Source organism: Lysinibacillus sp. VIII_CA (genome assembly GCF_049943995.1).
Classification (GTDB): Bacteria; Bacillota; Bacilli; order Bacillales_A; family Planococcaceae; genus Lysinibacillus; species Lysinibacillus pinottii.
This window is the reverse complement of sequence record NZ_JBNFXM010000002.1, coordinates 1-16176: the sequence shown is the minus strand read 5'-3', so window position 1 is coordinate 16176 and position 16176 is coordinate 1. Positions and strand designations below refer to the sequence as shown.

The window sequence follows — 16176 nt, the reverse complement described above, 5'->3', positions numbered from 1 at the left end:
GGTCATTCATGATTTATAAATTTTATTAATTGAATTTGGAGTGAAAGCAATGGGTGTGCCATTACCAATTATCGTTATGATTGCTATGATGATGTTAATGTTTGGTCTTTCTGTCATTTTCATTATCAAGAAAAAAAATCATATCTTTACGCAAACAATTGATGCAAAGCCAGAGCAAATTACATCGCAACAAGAGGAAGAACAACGATGAAGTATCCCTTTATTTGGCTCATTAAGTTTTACAGAAAATACATTTCACCTATGACGCCACCTACTTGTCGTTTTCATCCCACATGTTCTTCTTATGGCCTCGAAGCTTTTCAAAAGCATGGGGCGCTAAAAGGATTTATTTTAACCATCACACGTATATCCAAATGCCATCCATTTCATCCTGGTGGCTTTGATCCTGTGCCAGAAAAATGGCCTTCGAAAAAGAATTAATTTTCGGAGGTCATTTTTTCTTGTACTTTTTGAAGTTGTGCGTTATTATAATAACTGTTCTAAAAAATAAATCGTAATGGTTACTATTTAAGAAAGGGATTATATTATATGAAAAAAGTTTATGTATTATTGCTAGTCACAGTTCTTGCCCTGTTTACCGCTGCTTGCGGAGACCAATCATCAACTTCCCAAAAGTCTTCTAATGAGACGGATAAATTAACAATTTATACAACTGTTTATCCTTTAAGCTATTTTGCACAGCGTATTGGGGGTGACTTTGTGGATGTCTCTTCTATTTATCCGGCTGGTGCTAATGAACATACCTTTGAACCAACACAAAAGGATATGATGAAATTAGCAGATGCCAATATCTTTTTCTATATTGGCTTAGGGCTTGAGGGCTTTGTTGAAAATGCTAAAAAGACTTTAGCCAATGAAGATGTCACAATGGTGGCAACTGCTGATAAAGTTTCAGATGAAAAATTAGCTATTAGCACAGGCCATGTTCATGCTGAAGATGATCATCATGAACATGATCATGCTGCAACCGAGGAAGATCACGATCATGCAGAAGAAGAACATGGACATGACGACCATGAGCATGGCGATATCGATCCTCATGTTTGGCTATCTCCAACAATTAGTGAAGATTTAGCACTTGCTATTAAAAATGCATTAGTAGAAAAAATGCCTGCTCAAGAAGCTACTTTTACTCAAAATTACGAAGCATTGGTAAAAGAGTTACAGGATTTAGATCAGGAATTTAAAGTAATGGCTGATCAAGCACAAAATAAAACATTTTTTGTATCTCATGCAGCATTCGGCTATATTGCAGGTCAATATGGGCTAACACAAATACCTATTGCTGGCTTAAATTCTCAAAATGAACCTTCACAAAAAGAACTAACAATGATTGTTGATAAAGCCAATGAATTGCATATTCACCATATTTTATTTGAACAAAATGTCTCCTCTAAATTAGCAGAGGTTATTCAAAAAGAAGTAGGTGCGAAATCACTTGTACTGCATAATTTAAGTGTATTAACGACAGACGATGAAAAAAATAAAGAAACTTACTTCACATTGATGAAGAAAAATATTCAAACTTTAGATAAGGCTTTAAGCAATCAATAATTGAAAGAAGGAGGTGCCCCGAAAATGGATGGGACACCTCCTTTATTATGACGTATTTTTCTTGCGGCATTCGTTTTTCTGTTCGCTCAATAGACAAGAACCGCTTATTTGTTTTGGGCACATGGAAATCTTTTGAATGAGGCACTAGGAAAGCCACCATACTTTCTACTAAAATCGTTGCCCATTCATTAAAGTCAAACGGAACTATAGTGTTTGAATCATTTTGATTTTGTGAGACAAGTTTTGTAGGCATCTCCATGAATGGTTTGATAGCCAGCCTATTTTCACCCATTATAGACATCCCCTTATTTGGGTTGAAACCTTCATGCAAAGGGGTTGTTACACTTTGTCTTTTAGTTACTTCCTGCAAGTCTGAATAGTTTTCGCTTGTTGCAGCCGGGAAGCTTGCATAATCCCAGGTATGGTCCTGTGATAATTGCCGATCCGACACTAGGAAATATTGATAACGTACTTCCCCTTTCCGATCAGGTAACGGATCATCCCATGTCACATCGATGTGATACCAATTATGATCAACTTTCACTAATACCCAGGCATGAAGCTGTTCGCCCACTTTTCCAGGGACATATTGCACCTCAAAACCCAGCAATTCTAGCATTCGATAAAGCACTAATGCATATGCCTGGCAGACTCCCTTATTTTCCGTCAGTAGCGTGTAAGGGGAATATTGACTTCCTTCCGTTTCCTTGGAATATTCCGCAGTTAGAACAATAAAATCATGTGCAGCCTGTAATTTTTGTAGGTCACTTAATCCTTGCATAGGTGCAATAATATCCGTCAATGTTTGCTCGACAAATGCTTCTTCACTTGGTGAAAGATGATAGGTAAACGTAAAAGCAATCGCAATTTTATGGTTATAACCATCATACTTCCATTTAAAGCTAGAAATATTAGTATAAATATAAGAGTTTTGAATCGCACCTTTCGTAATGTCTGTTAGTTCATCTTTAATATCAGATATGTCACCAGTATAGTCAATAGAGAATTCCGTTGATAGCTGCATAACTTCTTTATTAATGAGAGATTGTAGTGTTTGAATTGAATGAGCAGTTGCTACATCATCTTTTTCATAGTTTGCAAAAACTTGCACATGACTCATTTGTAGAACAAATAATATAATGACAGCATTATATATATATTTCCTCATATGAGTCATTCTCCTTTACTAAATAGTTTATGCCTCTCTTTTTTTATTATGTTAATGAATGATTAATTTCATGCTAAAAGTTCAATAATTTACAAAATAAAAAGAAGCCTAGCGTTCAATGGGCTTCTTTTTACATTTATTTTATTGTAGTAATTTACGTCTAAGCAGCTTATTAGCTCCGTTTCGAGGAAGACTGTTTGTAATAATAATTTCTTTTGGCAATTTATATTTAGCCAGCTTTTGTCGACAGAAGGCTTGTAATTGTTCGACTGATGCTTGTTTATTTAACACAACAAAGGCAACTGGTACTTGTCCCCATTGCTTATCATCGGCACCACATACGCCCGCCTCCTTAACAGCTGGATGCATAAGCAGAACATTCTCTATTTCTGCGGGATATATATTTTCTCCACCAGAAATTATCAAATCTGCTCTGCGATCTATGACAAATAAATAGCCTTCTTCATCTAGATAACCAATATCTCCGGTATGCAACCAGCCATCTCGCGTGGCGCTTTTTTGTGCAAAACGGCCGATATATCCAGGTGTAACATGGGGCCCTCTAATGCAAATTTCTCCTTCTCCTTGTGCGTTTGGCTCTACAATTTTGATTTGATTAAAAAATAAAGGCTTCCCGGCAGAGCCAATTTTCCGTATCGCATCCTCACTTGCTAATGTAGCTGTTTGTGAGGAGGTTTCTGTCATACCATACGTTTGAGCTACAGCCAAGTTTAACGTATGTGCTCTCGCTAAGTAATCAGCTGGCACCGGTCCTCCACCAGCAAGCATTAATTTAAAACGCGAGGAAGCTTTAGCGTTGTGTTGCTCCAACGTATGTAAGATTCTTTCCAACGTCACAGCTACAACTGACATATGTGTTACTTCACCCTTCATAATATGATGCGTAATAGCGTCTACATCAAAATGATCATATAAATAGACTTGATTGCCATATAACAGCGAACGCACTAATATCGAAAATCCACTAATATGGAATAATGGTACAGCACAAAGCCAAACATCATCAGTCTGTAGACCAATATTTAAAACCGAGGCCGTTGCACTAGCCTGATGGTTGCCTACCGTTTGACGGACGCCCTTTGGAAAGCCTGTTGTCCCAGATGTATACATAATCGTTGTTGTTTGTTCCAAAGGCCATTCCTTTGTTATATCGAATGCACCTTCCTCAACCTTTTCAATCGCTGAAAATAAATAATGAGCCATATTTGCAGGCAACTTATTTACATCCTCATCTGCAATCAATACGGCAACTGCCTCAGAGTCCGCCATTTGGTAACTAAGTTCATCCTGTGACAACCTACGATTTAGCATAACCATCTCACATTGCAGATGCATACAAGCGTACATGGTAATTACAAGCTCAGGTTTACTTGGACCCATGATGGCAATCCGATCTCCCTGCTGTATACCTAGTCCTACTAATTGGCGGGCACGCTTGATAGATAAATCATTCAACTCTTGAAAAGTCCAACTTTGTTCTTTATAAGTTAATGCCTTACGTAACGGTGTTAAATAGGCTCGCTGTATAATCCAATTCGGATACATATTTGTCACTCCAATCACCCTACATCTTAACGCTTTACCTTATCGCTTGTCTATTCATGTTACATTTGCTTTTAAACGTTAGTATTTTGCTTCTATCCTCTTTCCCAGGCATACAAAAAAGCTCGTATCCAAAAAGATACGAGCCTTACACCCTAACTAAATCAAGGGAATCTTGGGAATTGGCCAAAGTCTGGTTGACGTTTTTCTTTGAAAGCGTCGCGACCTTCTTTTGCTTCATCTGTTGTGTAGTAAAGAAGAGTAGCGTCACCAGCCATTTGTTGAAGACCTGCTAAGCCATCTGTATCTGCGTTCATCGCTGCTTTTAAGAAGCGCAATGCAGTTGGTGACATTTGTAGCATTTCTTCACACCATTGAACAGTTTCATCTTCTAATTGGTCATAAGGAACCACTGTATTAACTAAGCCCATATCAAGTGCTTGCTGTGCATCGTATTGACGGCAAAGGTACCAAATTTCACGAGCTTTTTTATGTCCAATAATACGAGCAAGATAGCCTGAGCCGTAACCAGCATCAAATGAACCTACTTTTGGACCTGTTTGTCCAAAGCGAGCGTTGTCAGCAGCAATAGTTAAATCACAAACAACATGTAATACGTGTCCTCCACCAATTGCATAGCCTGCAACCATTGCCACGACAGGTTTTGGGATTACACGGATTAAACGTTGTAAATCAAGAACGTTTAGACGTGGGATTTCATCGTCTCCTACATAGCCACCATGTCCGCGAACTTTTTGATCTCCGCCTGAGCAGAAGGCATGTTCACCTTCACCTGTTAAAATAATTACACCGATATTTTTATCATCGCGTGCACGTGAAAATGCATCAATCATTTCCATAACCGTTTTTGGGCGGAATGCATTACGCACTTCTGGACGATTAATCGTAATTTTTGCGATTCCGTTATAGAACTCATACTTAATATCTTCATAAGTATGTAATGAAGTCCATTGACGTGTCATTGAATTGCCTCCTATATTGTAAATTCGTCTCGTTATTATCGAGGCGCTAACGTAAAAATAATATTACGTTATATACTCCTCTACTATTGTAGCAAACTCAGCGGGATTTTCCACATGAATTGCATGTCCAGCATCAATTACTGTCATATGCCTAACAGTTTTTAATAGCGCTTTCATTTCTAGTGCAATTTTACAAAATTTCTCATCTAATGAACCTGTAATTAGTAGCACAGGTATTTCAAGCTGGTCCAAGAGATGCCAATTGGAAGGTTGGGTTCCTGTTCCGATACCTTTTAAGCTCCCTGATAAACCTTCTTCCTTTTGTGAAAGTCTTTCAGCCCGAATGGCCTTTTGCACAGTTTCAGAAAGATGACGCTGTGATGCAAAAAGCGGTATATTCTCCCATGCATTCACAAAAGAGACTAATCCATTGGTGATGATTTTTTGTGCCAATATGTCATCTCGCTCCCTACGTTCACGTCGTTCCTCTACTGTTCGTAAACCAGGAGAAGCACTTTCTAAAATGAGCTTTTGAATCCGATTTGGAAACGTAATGGCATAAGATAATGCAATTCTTCCCCCCATTGAATAGCCCAGCAATGTAAATTTCTCAATATGGAGCTGACAAAACAGTTCCTCTAAGTCCTGTAATTGTTCCTCCATTGAAAAACGCTTAATTTGCTCTGGAGTAGCTGTTTGCCCATGCCCAATTAAATCTATGGCAATAACCCGGACATTCGGTAGTGCTTGTGCTAGATTGTGCCATGTAGCCGTACTCCCTGTAAATCCATGCAAAGCAACTAATGTATGGATACCGTTTTCATTCCATATATCCACATTGGTTTCAAGTCCTCGGATTACTAAGCTCGTCATGCTTTTAGCTCCGCGTTAATACGATTCCATAGCTCTCGATGAGCCTGAACGTTTTCCGCTCTATCTGTAAATATTTCAACTAAGCGTAAAGGACGTTTTTTGACTGATGAAAACTTCCCTGATAATTCAGCTATTGTATCTACACGTACATAATCCATATTATACATATGGGCAATATCTTGGAATTCAAGTGCAGTCGGTGTGCCAAACAGATCCTCATAATGAGCTTCTACTGTTGATTGTGGTAAATAAGAAAAAATTCCTCCACCATCATTATTCATTACAAGAATAGTTAAGTTACATTCTTGGTATCTAGTAGCAATCAGCCCATTTACATCATGTAGAAAAGCTAAATCACCAATCAATAAATAAGTTTCTCGGTCATTTCCTTGACTGAAGCCTAATGCTGTTGATACTACGCCATCAATCCCATTCGTTCCGCGATTCGCAAAGAAACGGATATCCTTTGGTGTTGCTAATAAAAATGTATCAATATCACGCACTGGCATACTACTGCTAACGAATATATCGCTACCATCAGGAATCATTTTCAGTAAACGACTGACCATCGCTCCCTCATCTTTTTCTATTTCCGAATACTGTTCAATATAGGTAGAAGCCAACTGATTAGCTTTTTGCCATTCGGCTAAGTATGATTCCTCAAATGCTGTGTTAGTAAGGGTTAGATGTGTTAACCATTGATCGATATTTGCATGAATAAAATGTGTAGATACGCCCGTAGCATCTCTAAACATAGGATCTTCATCAATAATTACATAAGCACTAGGCTGTGTTTTTGTAATAAATTGCATAATGAATTTTGAAACGGGCTGTGCCCCTATTCGTAAAACTGTATCTGGCTGAACAAGTGCCTTAAAATCCTCACTCTTCATAATGGCATCATAGGTAGTCACGAGATATGGTAAGCAATCCTCTGGTACAGCTGCACGCATATTTGACAAGCTTTCCACTATGACTGGCCATTTCAACTGACGCACAAATTCCCAGAGAAATGCTAGATCCGTACCAAGAGCTAATTCTCCAACAATCATAAAGCCTTTTCTAGTCGAATTTAAAATAGAGGAAAGTTCCTGCATAGCAGAGGTTGTAGGGATTAATTGTCCCATACTGCTATGTTTAAATGTCATGGTTGGCAATTCATCCTGTAAATCAATTAATAAAGGCTCTCGGAATGGAACATTCAAATGCACTGGCCCAAAAGGTGCACTTGTTGCAATTGCCACTGCCCGCGCTATATGACGTTCGATAAAAGGCAATGTGGGAGCAGCACCATCTGCTAATGGAAAATCAACACTCCATTTCACATGTGAACCATATAGATGAGGCTGATTAATGGTCTGTGGTGCGCCTACCTCACGTAATTCATGTGGTCGATCAGCCGTAATGATAATCAGTGGTACACGGGCATAGCTAGCCTCAACAATTGCTGGAAAGTAGTTTGCTGCCGCTGTACCAGACGTACATAAGAGGACAACAGGCTTAGCAGTAGCTTTCGCAAGCCCTAAAGCAAAGAAAGCAGCTGAGCGCTCATCTACTTGACGATACATTTTTATTTGTTTTGTAGAAGCGACGGCGTAGGCAAGAGGTGTTGAACGCGAGCCTGGGCTAACAACAACATTTTCTACCCCTACTTGTACTAATGACGCAACCATTTTATATACATAATCTGTTAAATTTTTTCGTTCACTCATGTAATTGTCCCCCTAGCGCACGAAGCATTGGACGGAATTTCACTAATGTTTCATCATATTCAGATTGTGGCTCTGAATCCGCTACAATACCGCCACCAGCATATAAATAAGCTTTATCGTGAAGCAATGCCGCTGACCGTATCGCGACTGCAAATTCACCGTTTCCCTCTGCATCCAACCAGCCGATTGGCGCAGCATACAAGCCTCGATTCATCGGTTCATACTTACGTATAGCTGCCAACGCTTCCATACGTGGTACACCACCTAATGCTGGGGTGGGATGTAAAGTTTTAGTGAGTTGTAATATTGTAGCATCCTTATTTAGTTGTCCTTCAATAGGTGTATATAAATGCTGAATATCTCGTATTTTTAATAGACGAGGACTTTCAGGAAGGTTTATATCCACACAATTTTTTCGGAATGTGTCTGCTATCATATCGACAACATATTGGTGTTCTCCTCCGTTTTTTGGATCGTGTAACAAGCTTTGTCCATAAGCTTCATCTTCTTCTGCTGTTTTTCCTCGCTTAATTGAACCGGCAACACATGAAGAAAAGGCTCGACCATCCTCCACTTTTACAAGACGCTCAGGCGATGCTCCGAAGAACAAAAGATGTTCATGCTCTAAGCCGAACAAATAACTTTCTGGTTGTTCATGGATAATTTGTGATAACACTTGTGGAGCAGTTACTTGCTCTTTAAATTGCAGTGCAAGTGATCGTGCAATAACAACCTTATCCGCTTTCTTTTGCTTAATTAAAGCTGTCACTTGGTCTATAGAAGCTAAATAAGGCTCTTTATAAGGCTCAAAGTAGCTTGATATTTCAGGCTTTGAATACGTTTTCACTTCTTTAACCTGTGCTGCATGAACTAAATAATCTCGCTCTTTTCTTAATGCCTCAAACTGAGCCTCACCATCCTGATCCTGTGTCAGAAGATGAATACTCACATATGCCTTTTCATCCCGTATAACAAGCTGAAATGTTGCTAATGCAAAATAAGCCTCTGGAAAACCCGTCCATTCCCCAGCAACATTATTCTGTGGATCAAATGTAAAGCCCCCGAACAAAATAGGTTGGAGCTCACGTTGTCCTTTCAGACAATTTTTCGTTAAATTTTTCCATTCAGCTTCTACAGCATCAAAACGTTCATTTTTTTTATTATTTTGAATGGTATGGGCATGTCCTAGCCCAACTAAAGTCATTGTTTTTTCTCTATTTTGCCAATAAAATCGTTCACCTTTATAGCACTCTTCACCTGCTGTATAAAACGCTAATGCAGACAGGTGACTCACTTCCATTGTTTCCATATAAAAATGAAGGCTTTGGCCCAAAGAGTCCACTTCTACTTCTGTGGCTTGGTACCACTTCTGTTGCATGAAAATTACCTCCGTTGTTGCAATGTACATAATCAATGATGGCGAAAATTACATCATTTTTGGGGCTGGCAACCGTGTCATTCGTACTGTTGCTATTCACCCTATTTTTATTTTCAGTTCATAAATGCATGTTCTATTGTATCACTTTTTTTCATTTTACAGTATGTAATAAGCTGTGAACCTACCCATTTTCTCAATCTTCGTTTAAAATAAGAAGAGTCGACAACATTTGAAGGAGAGAAAGACCTTATGACCAAAGTCATTGAAGCTGATAGGGGTATTAAAGTTTGGTGGCATTTAACACGTCCACATACTTTAACCGCTTCATTTGTTCCAGTATTCCTAGGAACAGCAATTGCACTAGCAATTGAAAAAGAAACAATTGATTTTGGACTATTTTTTGCTATGCTCATTGCAAGTATGCTTATTCAAGCAGCAACGAATATGTTCAATGAATATTATGATTACAAATTAGGATTAGATAACGAGCATTCTGTCGGAATTGGCGGTACGATTGTCCGTCATGGTGTACAACCAAAAACGATCATGATGATTGCGCTAAGCTTCTATGCTATTGCCATGCTACTTGGCATTTACATATGTGCCTCAACATCTTGGTGGTTAGCTGCTGTTGGACTAGTTTGTATGCTAATTGGTTTCTTATATACAGGTGGTCCATACCCAATAGCCTATTCACCTTTTGGCGAAATAGTTTCTGGGGCAGTAATGGGAATGGGAATCGTTTTGATTGCTTTCTATATTCAAACGCTTACAGTAACACTTGATGCCGTTTTACTTTCCGTTCCAAGTATGATTTTAGTTGGTGCTATTATGCTATCCAATAATATTCGTGATATTGTTGGCGATACAGAAGGTGGACGCAAAACACTGGCTATTTTAGTAGGACGCGATAATGCAATCTCCGTGCTATCAGGATTTTTTATTGTATCCTACCTATGGGTAATCGCCCTTGTTGCAATTGATGGCATTACTTTTTGGGCTTTGATTATTTTCTTAAGTATTCCTAAACCATTACGTGCCATTCAAATATTCAGAGATAAAAAAGAAGCCAAAGAAGTGATGCCTGCGATGAAATATACAGCGCAAACGAATACAATCTTCGGCTTCCTATTAGGAATTGGTTTATTAATTGATTATTTCTTTTAAAAAGTGCGGCAGCCTTAACGGGTTGCTGCTTTTTTTACATAGCGTTTGAAATTCTGACTAGCGATTCCTTGTACTTCTTCTGCTGAAAAGCGAGTTCGTAATGCCTCTAATAAATTTTGAGCCTCTCCCGCATGAGCTAATCCTTTTACGGTCACACCTATGCCATCAAAATCTGATCCTAACCCTATATGCTCCACACCTACTAAGTGGGCTAAATGCTCCACATGATCAACCAATTGTTCCAGCGTTGCATCTTGTTCACTAATAAAGAGTGGAAAATAAACAACATGGATATGCCCTCCATGTTTTACAAGAGCCTTCGCTTGTGCATCTGTTAAATTACGAGGATGATCACATAATGCTCGTGCATTACTATGACTAGCAATAATATGCTTCGCTAATGGCAACACATCCCAAAAACTTTGTTCGTTTAGATGGGAGACGTCAATTATTATATCACGGTCATTTAATACTTGAATGACTTCTTTACCAAATGGCTTCAATCCAAGACTTGCCTCTTGCTCAGCTCCATGGGCAACAGCATTTTCTTCATTCCACGTTAAACCTACTAATTTGACGCCTGCATCAAGTACAGCAGTTAGCTTTGTTAAATCTTCGCCAATAGCACCACAGCCTTCTAAGCTTAAGATAGCTCCTATTTCATGGGGAGCTAATAGCTCTAACTGTGCCCAATCTGTAATATGCACCATGCCCTCTGTTTGTAAAACATGAGTATGAAATGCTTCCATTTGACGTATGACTTCAAGAAATTGCTGATTTTGCGGGATTTCAGGGTCAATAAAGATGGCGAATACCTGTGCTTTTATTTGCCCTAATTGCAGTCTTTTATGATTGACATGCATACGTACATCCTCTGCAAAACTTGCCGCTTCAAGCGTTGTTAATTTCAACAGTGCATCACAATGTAAATCAATAATGTTCATCTTCTCACCTCTACAGCTATTATACTGCTTTGGTAAGGAAAATACTTACTGACTTTTGTCCTGTGGTGTATCAGAAGAGCCAAATTCTTCAAGCTCAATAAAATCATCCGATCTTGGTGTTGAAGAGAGCACATCCTCTTCCACTGGTCGTAAATTATCCTCTTTCTTTTCCGCATGTTCGACACATGTCAAAGCCTGCGGCATAGCCTCTAAACGTCCAATTGGAATCTCTTTACCACAGACAGCACATTTGCCATATGTTCCGTCTACCATTGCTTGAAGAGCTTCTTTTATTTCCTCTGCATTGTCACCACGATGCTCGTCAATAGCCATTTCTGTGAGCTGATCCGTTAAATCACTGGCATTATCAGCAGGATGATTATCATAATTAGATAGCTCTGTCGCTTGGGGACGCTCTGATTCATCTATTCGCTTTTCGATTTCTTGTAATTCTTGCTCTAATTGCCTTTTTAATTTTTTCATAACTTGTTGATCCAAAAAAATCTCCTCCTTATGCTTTCATTTTTTCCTAATTTATTATTTCTAAAACATCAGCATAAGGAAGGTTTATTTATTTATATTTTTATTTATTCGTATACGCTACGATTGCATCATGTAAATACTGCGCAGCTCCCACTACACTACGCTCGTCGTAATAAGCGGTGAACCGTTCATCCGCAATATACATTTGAGCGAGTCCTACATGTGCCTCTTTAGAATATTCTTTCCATGTAAAGCTCAGCCATCGTTTATGGAGCTCCGCAACTTCCATCGCAACTTCATTTGTTGCGTCTCCCACCCCTATTGCTTCTGTTAAACGCTCAAACATTTGCTGCTCCAATTGCTGCATTGCCTGAAACTGTTCCTCTGTCATATTCATAAGCTTAGCATTCGAAGCATCTACGGTTTTGTCTCCATATTTGGCACGGATTTCTTGACCATACTTATTTTCGTTATCCTCAACTAACTTTTCTTTAAATCCATTAAATTTTTCTTCATTTGACATAGGTTTTTCCCCCTCAATTGATAGTATCGTTTTTTCTACCGTCTGTAAGATCGTCTCAAGCTGTTCTTTTCGTTTAAGCAGAGCAGCTCTATGTGACTTTAGCGCCTTGAAATGTTGAAAATGAGGAGCTTGAATAATATCCTGAATAGTTGCTAGCTTCATATCCAACGCTCGGTAAAATAAAATCTGCTGTAGCAGATCAACTTCCGCTTGACCGTAAAATCGATAACCTGCCTCATTGGTTCTTGCTGGCTTCAGTAGTCCAATTTCATCGTAATAGCGCAGACTTCTCGTACTTACCCCAGACAATTGGGCAAGCTCTTGAATTGTATATTCCATGTTTTCACCTCCATTAATGCTACTGTAAACTTTGACGCAACGTTAAGGTCAATAGGCAAATTAAAATTATTTCCCCCTCCCTAAAATCATCCTCTCCATTCATACAATTCCATAACTACCTATAAATCTATAATTTTTAACCGATAAAAATAGTAAATATTTCACAGGAGGGTAATAGGATGAAATGTCCGAATTGTCAGCATGAAAATCTAAATGACAGTAAATTTTGCTCAGGTTGTGGTACTAAATTGACTAATTCATCATCAAAACAAGGTGTCCCAGCATGGGCCATTATTGTATTGTCCGTCTGTTTCATTGCAATTGGTGGGCTAGGCTATGCGTACTGGGACTTTTTCTCAAATAAAAATTCAGCCACTTACTCAGAAATAAACGGCAATCAGAATTTAGAGACACAGATACAACAAGTTTCCTCTGAGGAACTGACGAAAAAGCAAGAGGCTCATGCACAGCAGGTTGATCGCGTTACTCTTATAAAGGAAATTCAGCAAAAGGTATTCACCATCCTAACGAACAATGCGCAAGGTTCAGGCTTCCTCTATAAAAAAGGAGGGTATGTTATTACTAATGCGCATGTTGTGCAAGGTGCAGTCGAAGTAATGGTTCGTAACTCTGTGGGTCAAGAATCACCTGGTACTGTAGTCGGTATATCTAATCGTTATGATATAGCTTTAATACATGTTCCTAACTATCAAGACAAACCCCCATTAGGAATTGAAACAACAGAATCACCTATTGGCTTAGAGGTCATTGCTTTCGGAAGTCCACAAGGCTTTGAAAATTCAGCTTCCATTGGCTATATAACAGGTAATAAACGTGATATGAAACTTGAAAATTTTATATACAAACAAATATATCAGGTCGATGCTCAAATTGATAAAGGTAGTAGTGGGGGGCCATTGGTGGATGTTAATACAGGAAATGTAATTGGCATTAACTCACTACTTTACACAACCGAAACAAGTACACACTTCGCCTTCTCTATCCCTCTTTACAGTATGGTAGATCAATTTGATGGTTGGATTGCTCAGCCTCTTTCTGCAAATGAGGTTCTTTCTGTTGCTAATCTATACGAAAATAATCAACAACCTGTTAGTAAATCAGATATTACTAATGAAACGGACAATTTGTTAGCAGGTCAATTCGTACAAGCATTCCGCCTATACTATGAAATGGCTCTTAATGAGGGGGATTTTTATTGGATTGCCGATATGCTTGCGCCTAGTAGTTCTGCTTATAAAGAACTAGAAAAATATATTAATGAGATTGCGTATCAAGGCAACTACTTCTATTTTACAAACAATGAAGTACTTGATGTACAATATTCGAACGGCCAATACTATGTGGATATGAATGAAACCTTTGATTTCTATGATGCCCAAGGTAATTATCAATTTTACGATCGGTATAAGACGTATACTGTGATCACAGATGAATACGGTGCTTATAAAATTGCCACTATTAAAATTCACTAATATCATCTTTTTTTACAATGAAAGCCATCGAGAGTGAACTTCTCGATGGCTTTCGTCTAAATTACTATTGATATTTTCCATGCCACACTATTTGTCGATAATTTTCTTTATCCGTGTCACCCTCTGTATTAATTAATAATACTCTCGAAGCGCTATTTAACTGTAACGTATCTTTTAATTGTCTATAACGATTATTTGTCATGATTTCATAAAAACAACCAAATGGAGCTGCTCCCGATTCTCCTGCTACAATGCGTGTATCTGTGTTCAATGGATTACCAAGGATACGCATTCCTGTTGCTGCTACTTCTTCCCCGCAACTAATGCTTACTTTCGTATAGGCATTTAACAGTTGCCATGCCTGAGGATTCGGTTCGCCGCACGCAAGCCCTGCCATTATCGTTTGCATGTCGCCACCAACAGTTATAAATTCATTGGTTCCTGCTTTAAAGCTTTCATAATAACAATTAGCTACATGTGGCTCTACTAAAACAATAGTAATTTCATGCTCATAGTATTGTCTTAAAAAGGCAACGACTGCTGCTGCAAAAGACCCTACTCCGGCTTGTAAAAACACATGGGTTGGAGCTTGTTCTATCTCTTCAACAACCTCTTGTATTAGAGTTGTATAGCCCTGCATAATCCATAATGGGATTTCCTCATAGCCATCCCACATTGTATCCTGAATTAAAACCCAACCATGTTCTTTAGCAAGGTGTGAAGTATAACGAACCGTATCATCATAATTCATTGCCGTAATTTCAGCATGGGCTCCCTCATTTATAATGTTTTGTAATCGTTCCTTGGCGCTACCAGCAGGCATATAGATTCGTGCTTGAAAACCTAGCTCTCGAGCTGCCCAAGCTACCCCACGACCATGGTTCCCATCTGTTGTTGAAATAAAGGTTAACTCTCCCAACTGATCTTTTATTTTGGATGACTTTAATTGTTCAAATGAAAGATCTTCAATATCTTTATTGAGCAGATTGGCAACATATTGTGCGATAGCATAAACGCCTCCTAGTACTTTAAAGGCATTCAAACCAAATCGAAACGATTCATCTTTTATCCAGATTTTTTCTACATCTAAATAAGAAGCTAATGATGCTAAATGATGGAGTGGTGTCTTTTCAAACTTCTCATATGTACGTTGGAATTGACTAACTTTCTTTACTTGTTCAAGTGTAAAATTCGAAAGTAAGGCTGTTATTTGTCCGTCATTATCTTGGCCTACATCATGTTGATTAGGAATCCATTTTAATTTTTCTCTCATATCTCTCCCCCTCTCTCCACATCTTAGTCTATCTCTCTAAAAAATACAAAATGCTCTTACTATCTAACGTAGGAAATAAAAAAACTATACACTCACCTTATTTCCATGAATGTATAGCTTATCCATTAATTATTTCGCAAAGATTTCTTCTACTTGATCTAGCATAATAGCAGCAGCTAAAATTCCTCCAGCTGTACTCCAAATGACATCATCTACTTTATGTGCATTGCCTTTTTGTACAGCAGAAAGGTTTTTCCAAAGAGGATCTCTGTCCACTCTTGTTCAGTTGCTAATGCTGAATCATCACCTATTGGCATGTATGTGAAGAAGAAAATAACATTCCCATCCATTTGGGGGATTACTTCTTTCCCTACCTCTACTGCTAAGTTTTCTAGCTTTTCAGTTCATAAAAAAAGTGCAGTAGATGTAAATTCATCTACTGCACTTAGTATGACCCGTACGGGATTCGAACCCGTGTTACCGCCGTGAAAGGGCGGTGTCTTAACCACTTGACCAACGGGCCGATGGCGGAGAAGGAGGGATTTGAACCCTCGCGCCGGTTACCCGACCTACACCCTTAGCAGGGGCGCCTCTTCAGCCTCTTGAGTACTTCCCCATAAAAAAATGGCTCCGAAGGCAGGACTCGAACCTGCGACAACCTGATTAACAGTCAGGTGCTACTACCAACTGAGCTACTTCGGA

15 protein-coding genes, 3 tRNA genes and 1 pseudogene are annotated in these 16176 nt (G+C 38.7%); 5 read left to right on the top strand and 14 right to left on the bottom strand.

Annotated features, from left to right (window positions below):
* Positions 1-49: 49 nt before the first annotated feature.
* From ACP3VS_RS03410 to ACP3VS_RS03400, 3 genes are all read left to right on the top strand, one after another.
* Positions 50-211 carry a hypothetical protein gene (locus ACP3VS_RS03410; RefSeq protein ID WP_171821096.1) on the top strand — a complete coding sequence of 54 codons (162 nt, stop codon included), beginning with the start codon at positions 50-52 and terminating at the stop codon, positions 209-211.
* Positions 208-441 carry a membrane protein insertion efficiency factor YidD gene (yidD, locus tag ACP3VS_RS03405; protein WP_008180348.1) on the top strand — a complete coding sequence of 78 codons (234 nt, stop codon included), beginning with the start codon at positions 208-210 and terminating at the stop codon, positions 439-441. The genes ACP3VS_RS03410 and yidD overlap by 4 nt, the downstream gene beginning before the upstream one ends.
* A 108-nt stretch (positions 442-549) precedes the next feature.
* A complete protein-coding gene (locus ACP3VS_RS03400) occupies positions 550-1575 on the top strand; it encodes a metal ABC transporter solute-binding protein, Zn/Mn family (protein WP_031416453.1) in 1026 nt (341 codons plus the stop codon).
* Here ACP3VS_RS03400 and ACP3VS_RS03395 read toward each other — a convergent pair.
* The 6 genes from ACP3VS_RS03395 to ACP3VS_RS03370 form a co-directional block, all read right to left on the bottom strand.
* Positions 1520-2743 (bottom strand): transglutaminase domain-containing protein, encoded by a 1224-nt coding sequence (locus tag ACP3VS_RS03395; RefSeq protein ID WP_426388373.1) that lies wholly within the window; start codon positions 2741-2743, stop codon positions 1520-1522. The genes ACP3VS_RS03400 and ACP3VS_RS03395 overlap by 56 nt on opposite strands.
* Positions 2744-2884: 141 nt before the next feature.
* Positions 2885-4309 (bottom strand): o-succinylbenzoate--CoA ligase, encoded by a 1425-nt coding sequence (locus ACP3VS_RS03390; protein WP_099805796.1) that lies wholly within the window; start codon positions 4307-4309, stop codon positions 2885-2887.
* A gap of 161 nt (positions 4310-4470) precedes the next feature.
* Positions 4471-5289 carry a 1,4-dihydroxy-2-naphthoyl-CoA synthase gene (gene menB, locus ACP3VS_RS03385; protein WP_008180343.1) on the bottom strand — a complete coding sequence of 273 codons (819 nt, stop codon included), beginning with the start codon at positions 5287-5289 and terminating at the stop codon, positions 4471-4473.
* Between the two features lie 63 nt (positions 5290-5352).
* A complete protein-coding gene (gene menH / locus ACP3VS_RS03380; RefSeq protein ID WP_012295763.1) occupies positions 5353-6162 on the bottom strand; it encodes a 2-succinyl-6-hydroxy-2,4-cyclohexadiene-1-carboxylate synthase in 810 nt (269 codons plus the stop codon).
* Positions 6159-7874, bottom strand: coding sequence for a 2-succinyl-5-enolpyruvyl-6-hydroxy-3-cyclohexene-1-carboxylic-acid synthase (menD, locus tag ACP3VS_RS03375; protein WP_012295764.1), 1716 nt, complete (start codon positions 7872-7874; stop codon positions 6159-6161). The genes menH and menD overlap by 4 nt, the downstream gene beginning before the upstream one ends.
* On the bottom strand, positions 7867-9252 hold the full coding sequence (locus ACP3VS_RS03370; protein WP_031416459.1) for an isochorismate synthase: 1386 nt from the start codon (positions 9250-9252) through the stop codon (positions 7867-7869). Before ACP3VS_RS03370 ends, menD begins: the two co-directional genes overlap by 8 nt.
* A 249-nt stretch (positions 9253-9501) precedes the next feature.
* Here ACP3VS_RS03370 and ACP3VS_RS03365 point away from each other — a divergent pair, with 249 nt between their 5' ends.
* Positions 9502-10419, top strand: a complete 918-nt coding sequence (locus ACP3VS_RS03365; RefSeq protein WP_012295768.1) for a 1,4-dihydroxy-2-naphthoate polyprenyltransferase — start codon at positions 9502-9504, stop codon at positions 10417-10419.
* Between the two features lie 14 nt (positions 10420-10433).
* On the opposite strand, the gene ACP3VS_RS03360 is transcribed toward ACP3VS_RS03365, so the two are convergent.
* The 3 genes from ACP3VS_RS03360 to ACP3VS_RS03350 all read right to left on the bottom strand — a co-directional run bounded on the left by ACP3VS_RS03360 (position 10434) and on the right by ACP3VS_RS03350 (position 12708).
* Positions 10434-11363, bottom strand: coding sequence for a dipeptidase (locus ACP3VS_RS03360; protein WP_031416461.1), 930 nt, complete (start codon positions 11361-11363; stop codon positions 10434-10436).
* A gap of 45 nt (positions 11364-11408) precedes the next feature.
* Positions 11409-11861, bottom strand: coding sequence for a TraR/DksA C4-type zinc finger protein (locus tag ACP3VS_RS03355; protein ID WP_012295770.1), 453 nt, complete (start codon positions 11859-11861; stop codon positions 11409-11411).
* An 85-nt stretch (positions 11862-11946) separates the two neighbouring features.
* Positions 11947-12708 (bottom strand): MerR family transcriptional regulator, encoded by a 762-nt coding sequence (locus ACP3VS_RS03350; protein WP_099805795.1) that lies wholly within the window; start codon positions 12706-12708, stop codon positions 11947-11949.
* Between the two features lie 179 nt (positions 12709-12887).
* On the opposite strand from ACP3VS_RS03350, the gene ACP3VS_RS03345 reads away from it, so the two are divergent.
* The gene (locus tag ACP3VS_RS03345) at positions 12888-14201 is read left to right on the top strand and encodes a trypsin-like peptidase domain-containing protein (protein WP_012295772.1); all 1314 of its coding nucleotides are present in this window, start codon (positions 12888-12890) and stop codon (positions 14199-14201) included.
* A gap of 64 nt (positions 14202-14265) precedes the next feature.
* Here ACP3VS_RS03345 and ACP3VS_RS03340 read toward each other — a convergent pair whose 3' ends face one another.
* The 5 genes and pseudogenes from ACP3VS_RS03340 to ACP3VS_RS03320 all read right to left on the bottom strand — a co-directional run bounded on the left by ACP3VS_RS03340 (position 14266) and on the right by ACP3VS_RS03320 (position 16176).
* The gene (locus tag ACP3VS_RS03340) at positions 14266-15474 is read right to left on the bottom strand and encodes a diaminopropionate ammonia-lyase (protein WP_012295773.1); all 1209 of its coding nucleotides are present in this window, start codon (positions 15472-15474) and stop codon (positions 14266-14268) included.
* A gap of 129 nt (positions 15475-15603) precedes the next feature.
* Positions 15604-15872: pseudogene (locus tag ACP3VS_RS03335) on the bottom strand (iron siderophore-binding protein); the annotation flags it as partial.
* A 53-nt stretch (positions 15873-15925) separates the two neighbouring features.
* A tRNA-Glu gene (locus ACP3VS_RS03330) sits at positions 15926-15997 on the bottom strand.
* A gap of 2 nt (positions 15998-15999) precedes the next feature.
* Positions 16000-16090 (bottom strand) — tRNA-Ser (locus ACP3VS_RS03325).
* Positions 16091-16099: 9 nt separating this feature from the next.
* Positions 16100-16176, bottom strand: a tRNA-Asn gene (locus tag ACP3VS_RS03320).

What these genes read in the sequence shown, in the direction of transcription:
- ACP3VS_RS03390 (WP_099805796.1), bottom strand. Translation starts at nt 4,309, where the DNA reads ATGTATCCGAATTGGATTATACAGCGAGCCTATTTAACACCGTTACGT.
- ACP3VS_RS03345 (WP_012295772.1), top strand. Translation starts at nt 12,888, where the DNA reads ATGAAATGTCCGAATTGTCAGCATGAAAATCTAAATGACAGTAAATTT.
- ACP3VS_RS03410 (WP_171821096.1), top strand. Translation starts at nt 50, where the DNA reads ATGGGTGTGCCATTACCAATTATCGTTATGATTGCTATGATGATGTTA.
- ACP3VS_RS03340 (WP_012295773.1), bottom strand. Translation starts at nt 15,474, where the DNA reads ATGAGAGAAAAATTAAAATGGATTCCTAATCAACATGATGTAGGCCAA.
- ACP3VS_RS03370 (WP_031416459.1), bottom strand. Translation starts at nt 9,252, where the DNA reads ATGCAACAGAAGTGGTACCAAGCCACAGAAGTAGAAGTGGACTCTTTG.
- ACP3VS_RS03365 (WP_012295768.1), top strand. Translation starts at nt 9,502, where the DNA reads ATGACCAAAGTCATTGAAGCTGATAGGGGTATTAAAGTTTGGTGGCAT.
- ACP3VS_RS03360 (WP_031416461.1), bottom strand. Translation starts at nt 11,363, where the DNA reads ATGAACATTATTGATTTACATTGTGATGCACTGTTGAAATTAACAACG.
- ACP3VS_RS03350 (WP_099805795.1), bottom strand. Translation starts at nt 12,708, where the DNA reads ATGGAATATACAATTCAAGAGCTTGCCCAATTGTCTGGGGTAAGTACG.
- menB (WP_008180343.1), bottom strand. Translation starts at nt 5,289, where the DNA reads ATGACACGTCAATGGACTTCATTACATACTTATGAAGATATTAAGTAT.
- menD (WP_012295764.1), bottom strand. Translation starts at nt 7,874, where the DNA reads ATGAGTGAACGAAAAAATTTAACAGATTATGTATATAAAATGGTTGCG.
- ACP3VS_RS03400 (WP_031416453.1), top strand. Translation starts at nt 550, where the DNA reads ATGAAAAAAGTTTATGTATTATTGCTAGTCACAGTTCTTGCCCTGTTT.
- ACP3VS_RS03395 (WP_426388373.1), bottom strand. Translation starts at nt 2,743, where the DNA reads ATGAGGAAATATATATATAATGCTGTCATTATATTATTTGTTCTACAA.
- menH (WP_012295763.1), bottom strand. Translation starts at nt 6,162, where the DNA reads ATGACGAGCTTAGTAATCCGAGGACTTGAAACCAATGTGGATATATGG.
- yidD (WP_008180348.1), top strand. Translation starts at nt 208, where the DNA reads ATGAAGTATCCCTTTATTTGGCTCATTAAGTTTTACAGAAAATACATT.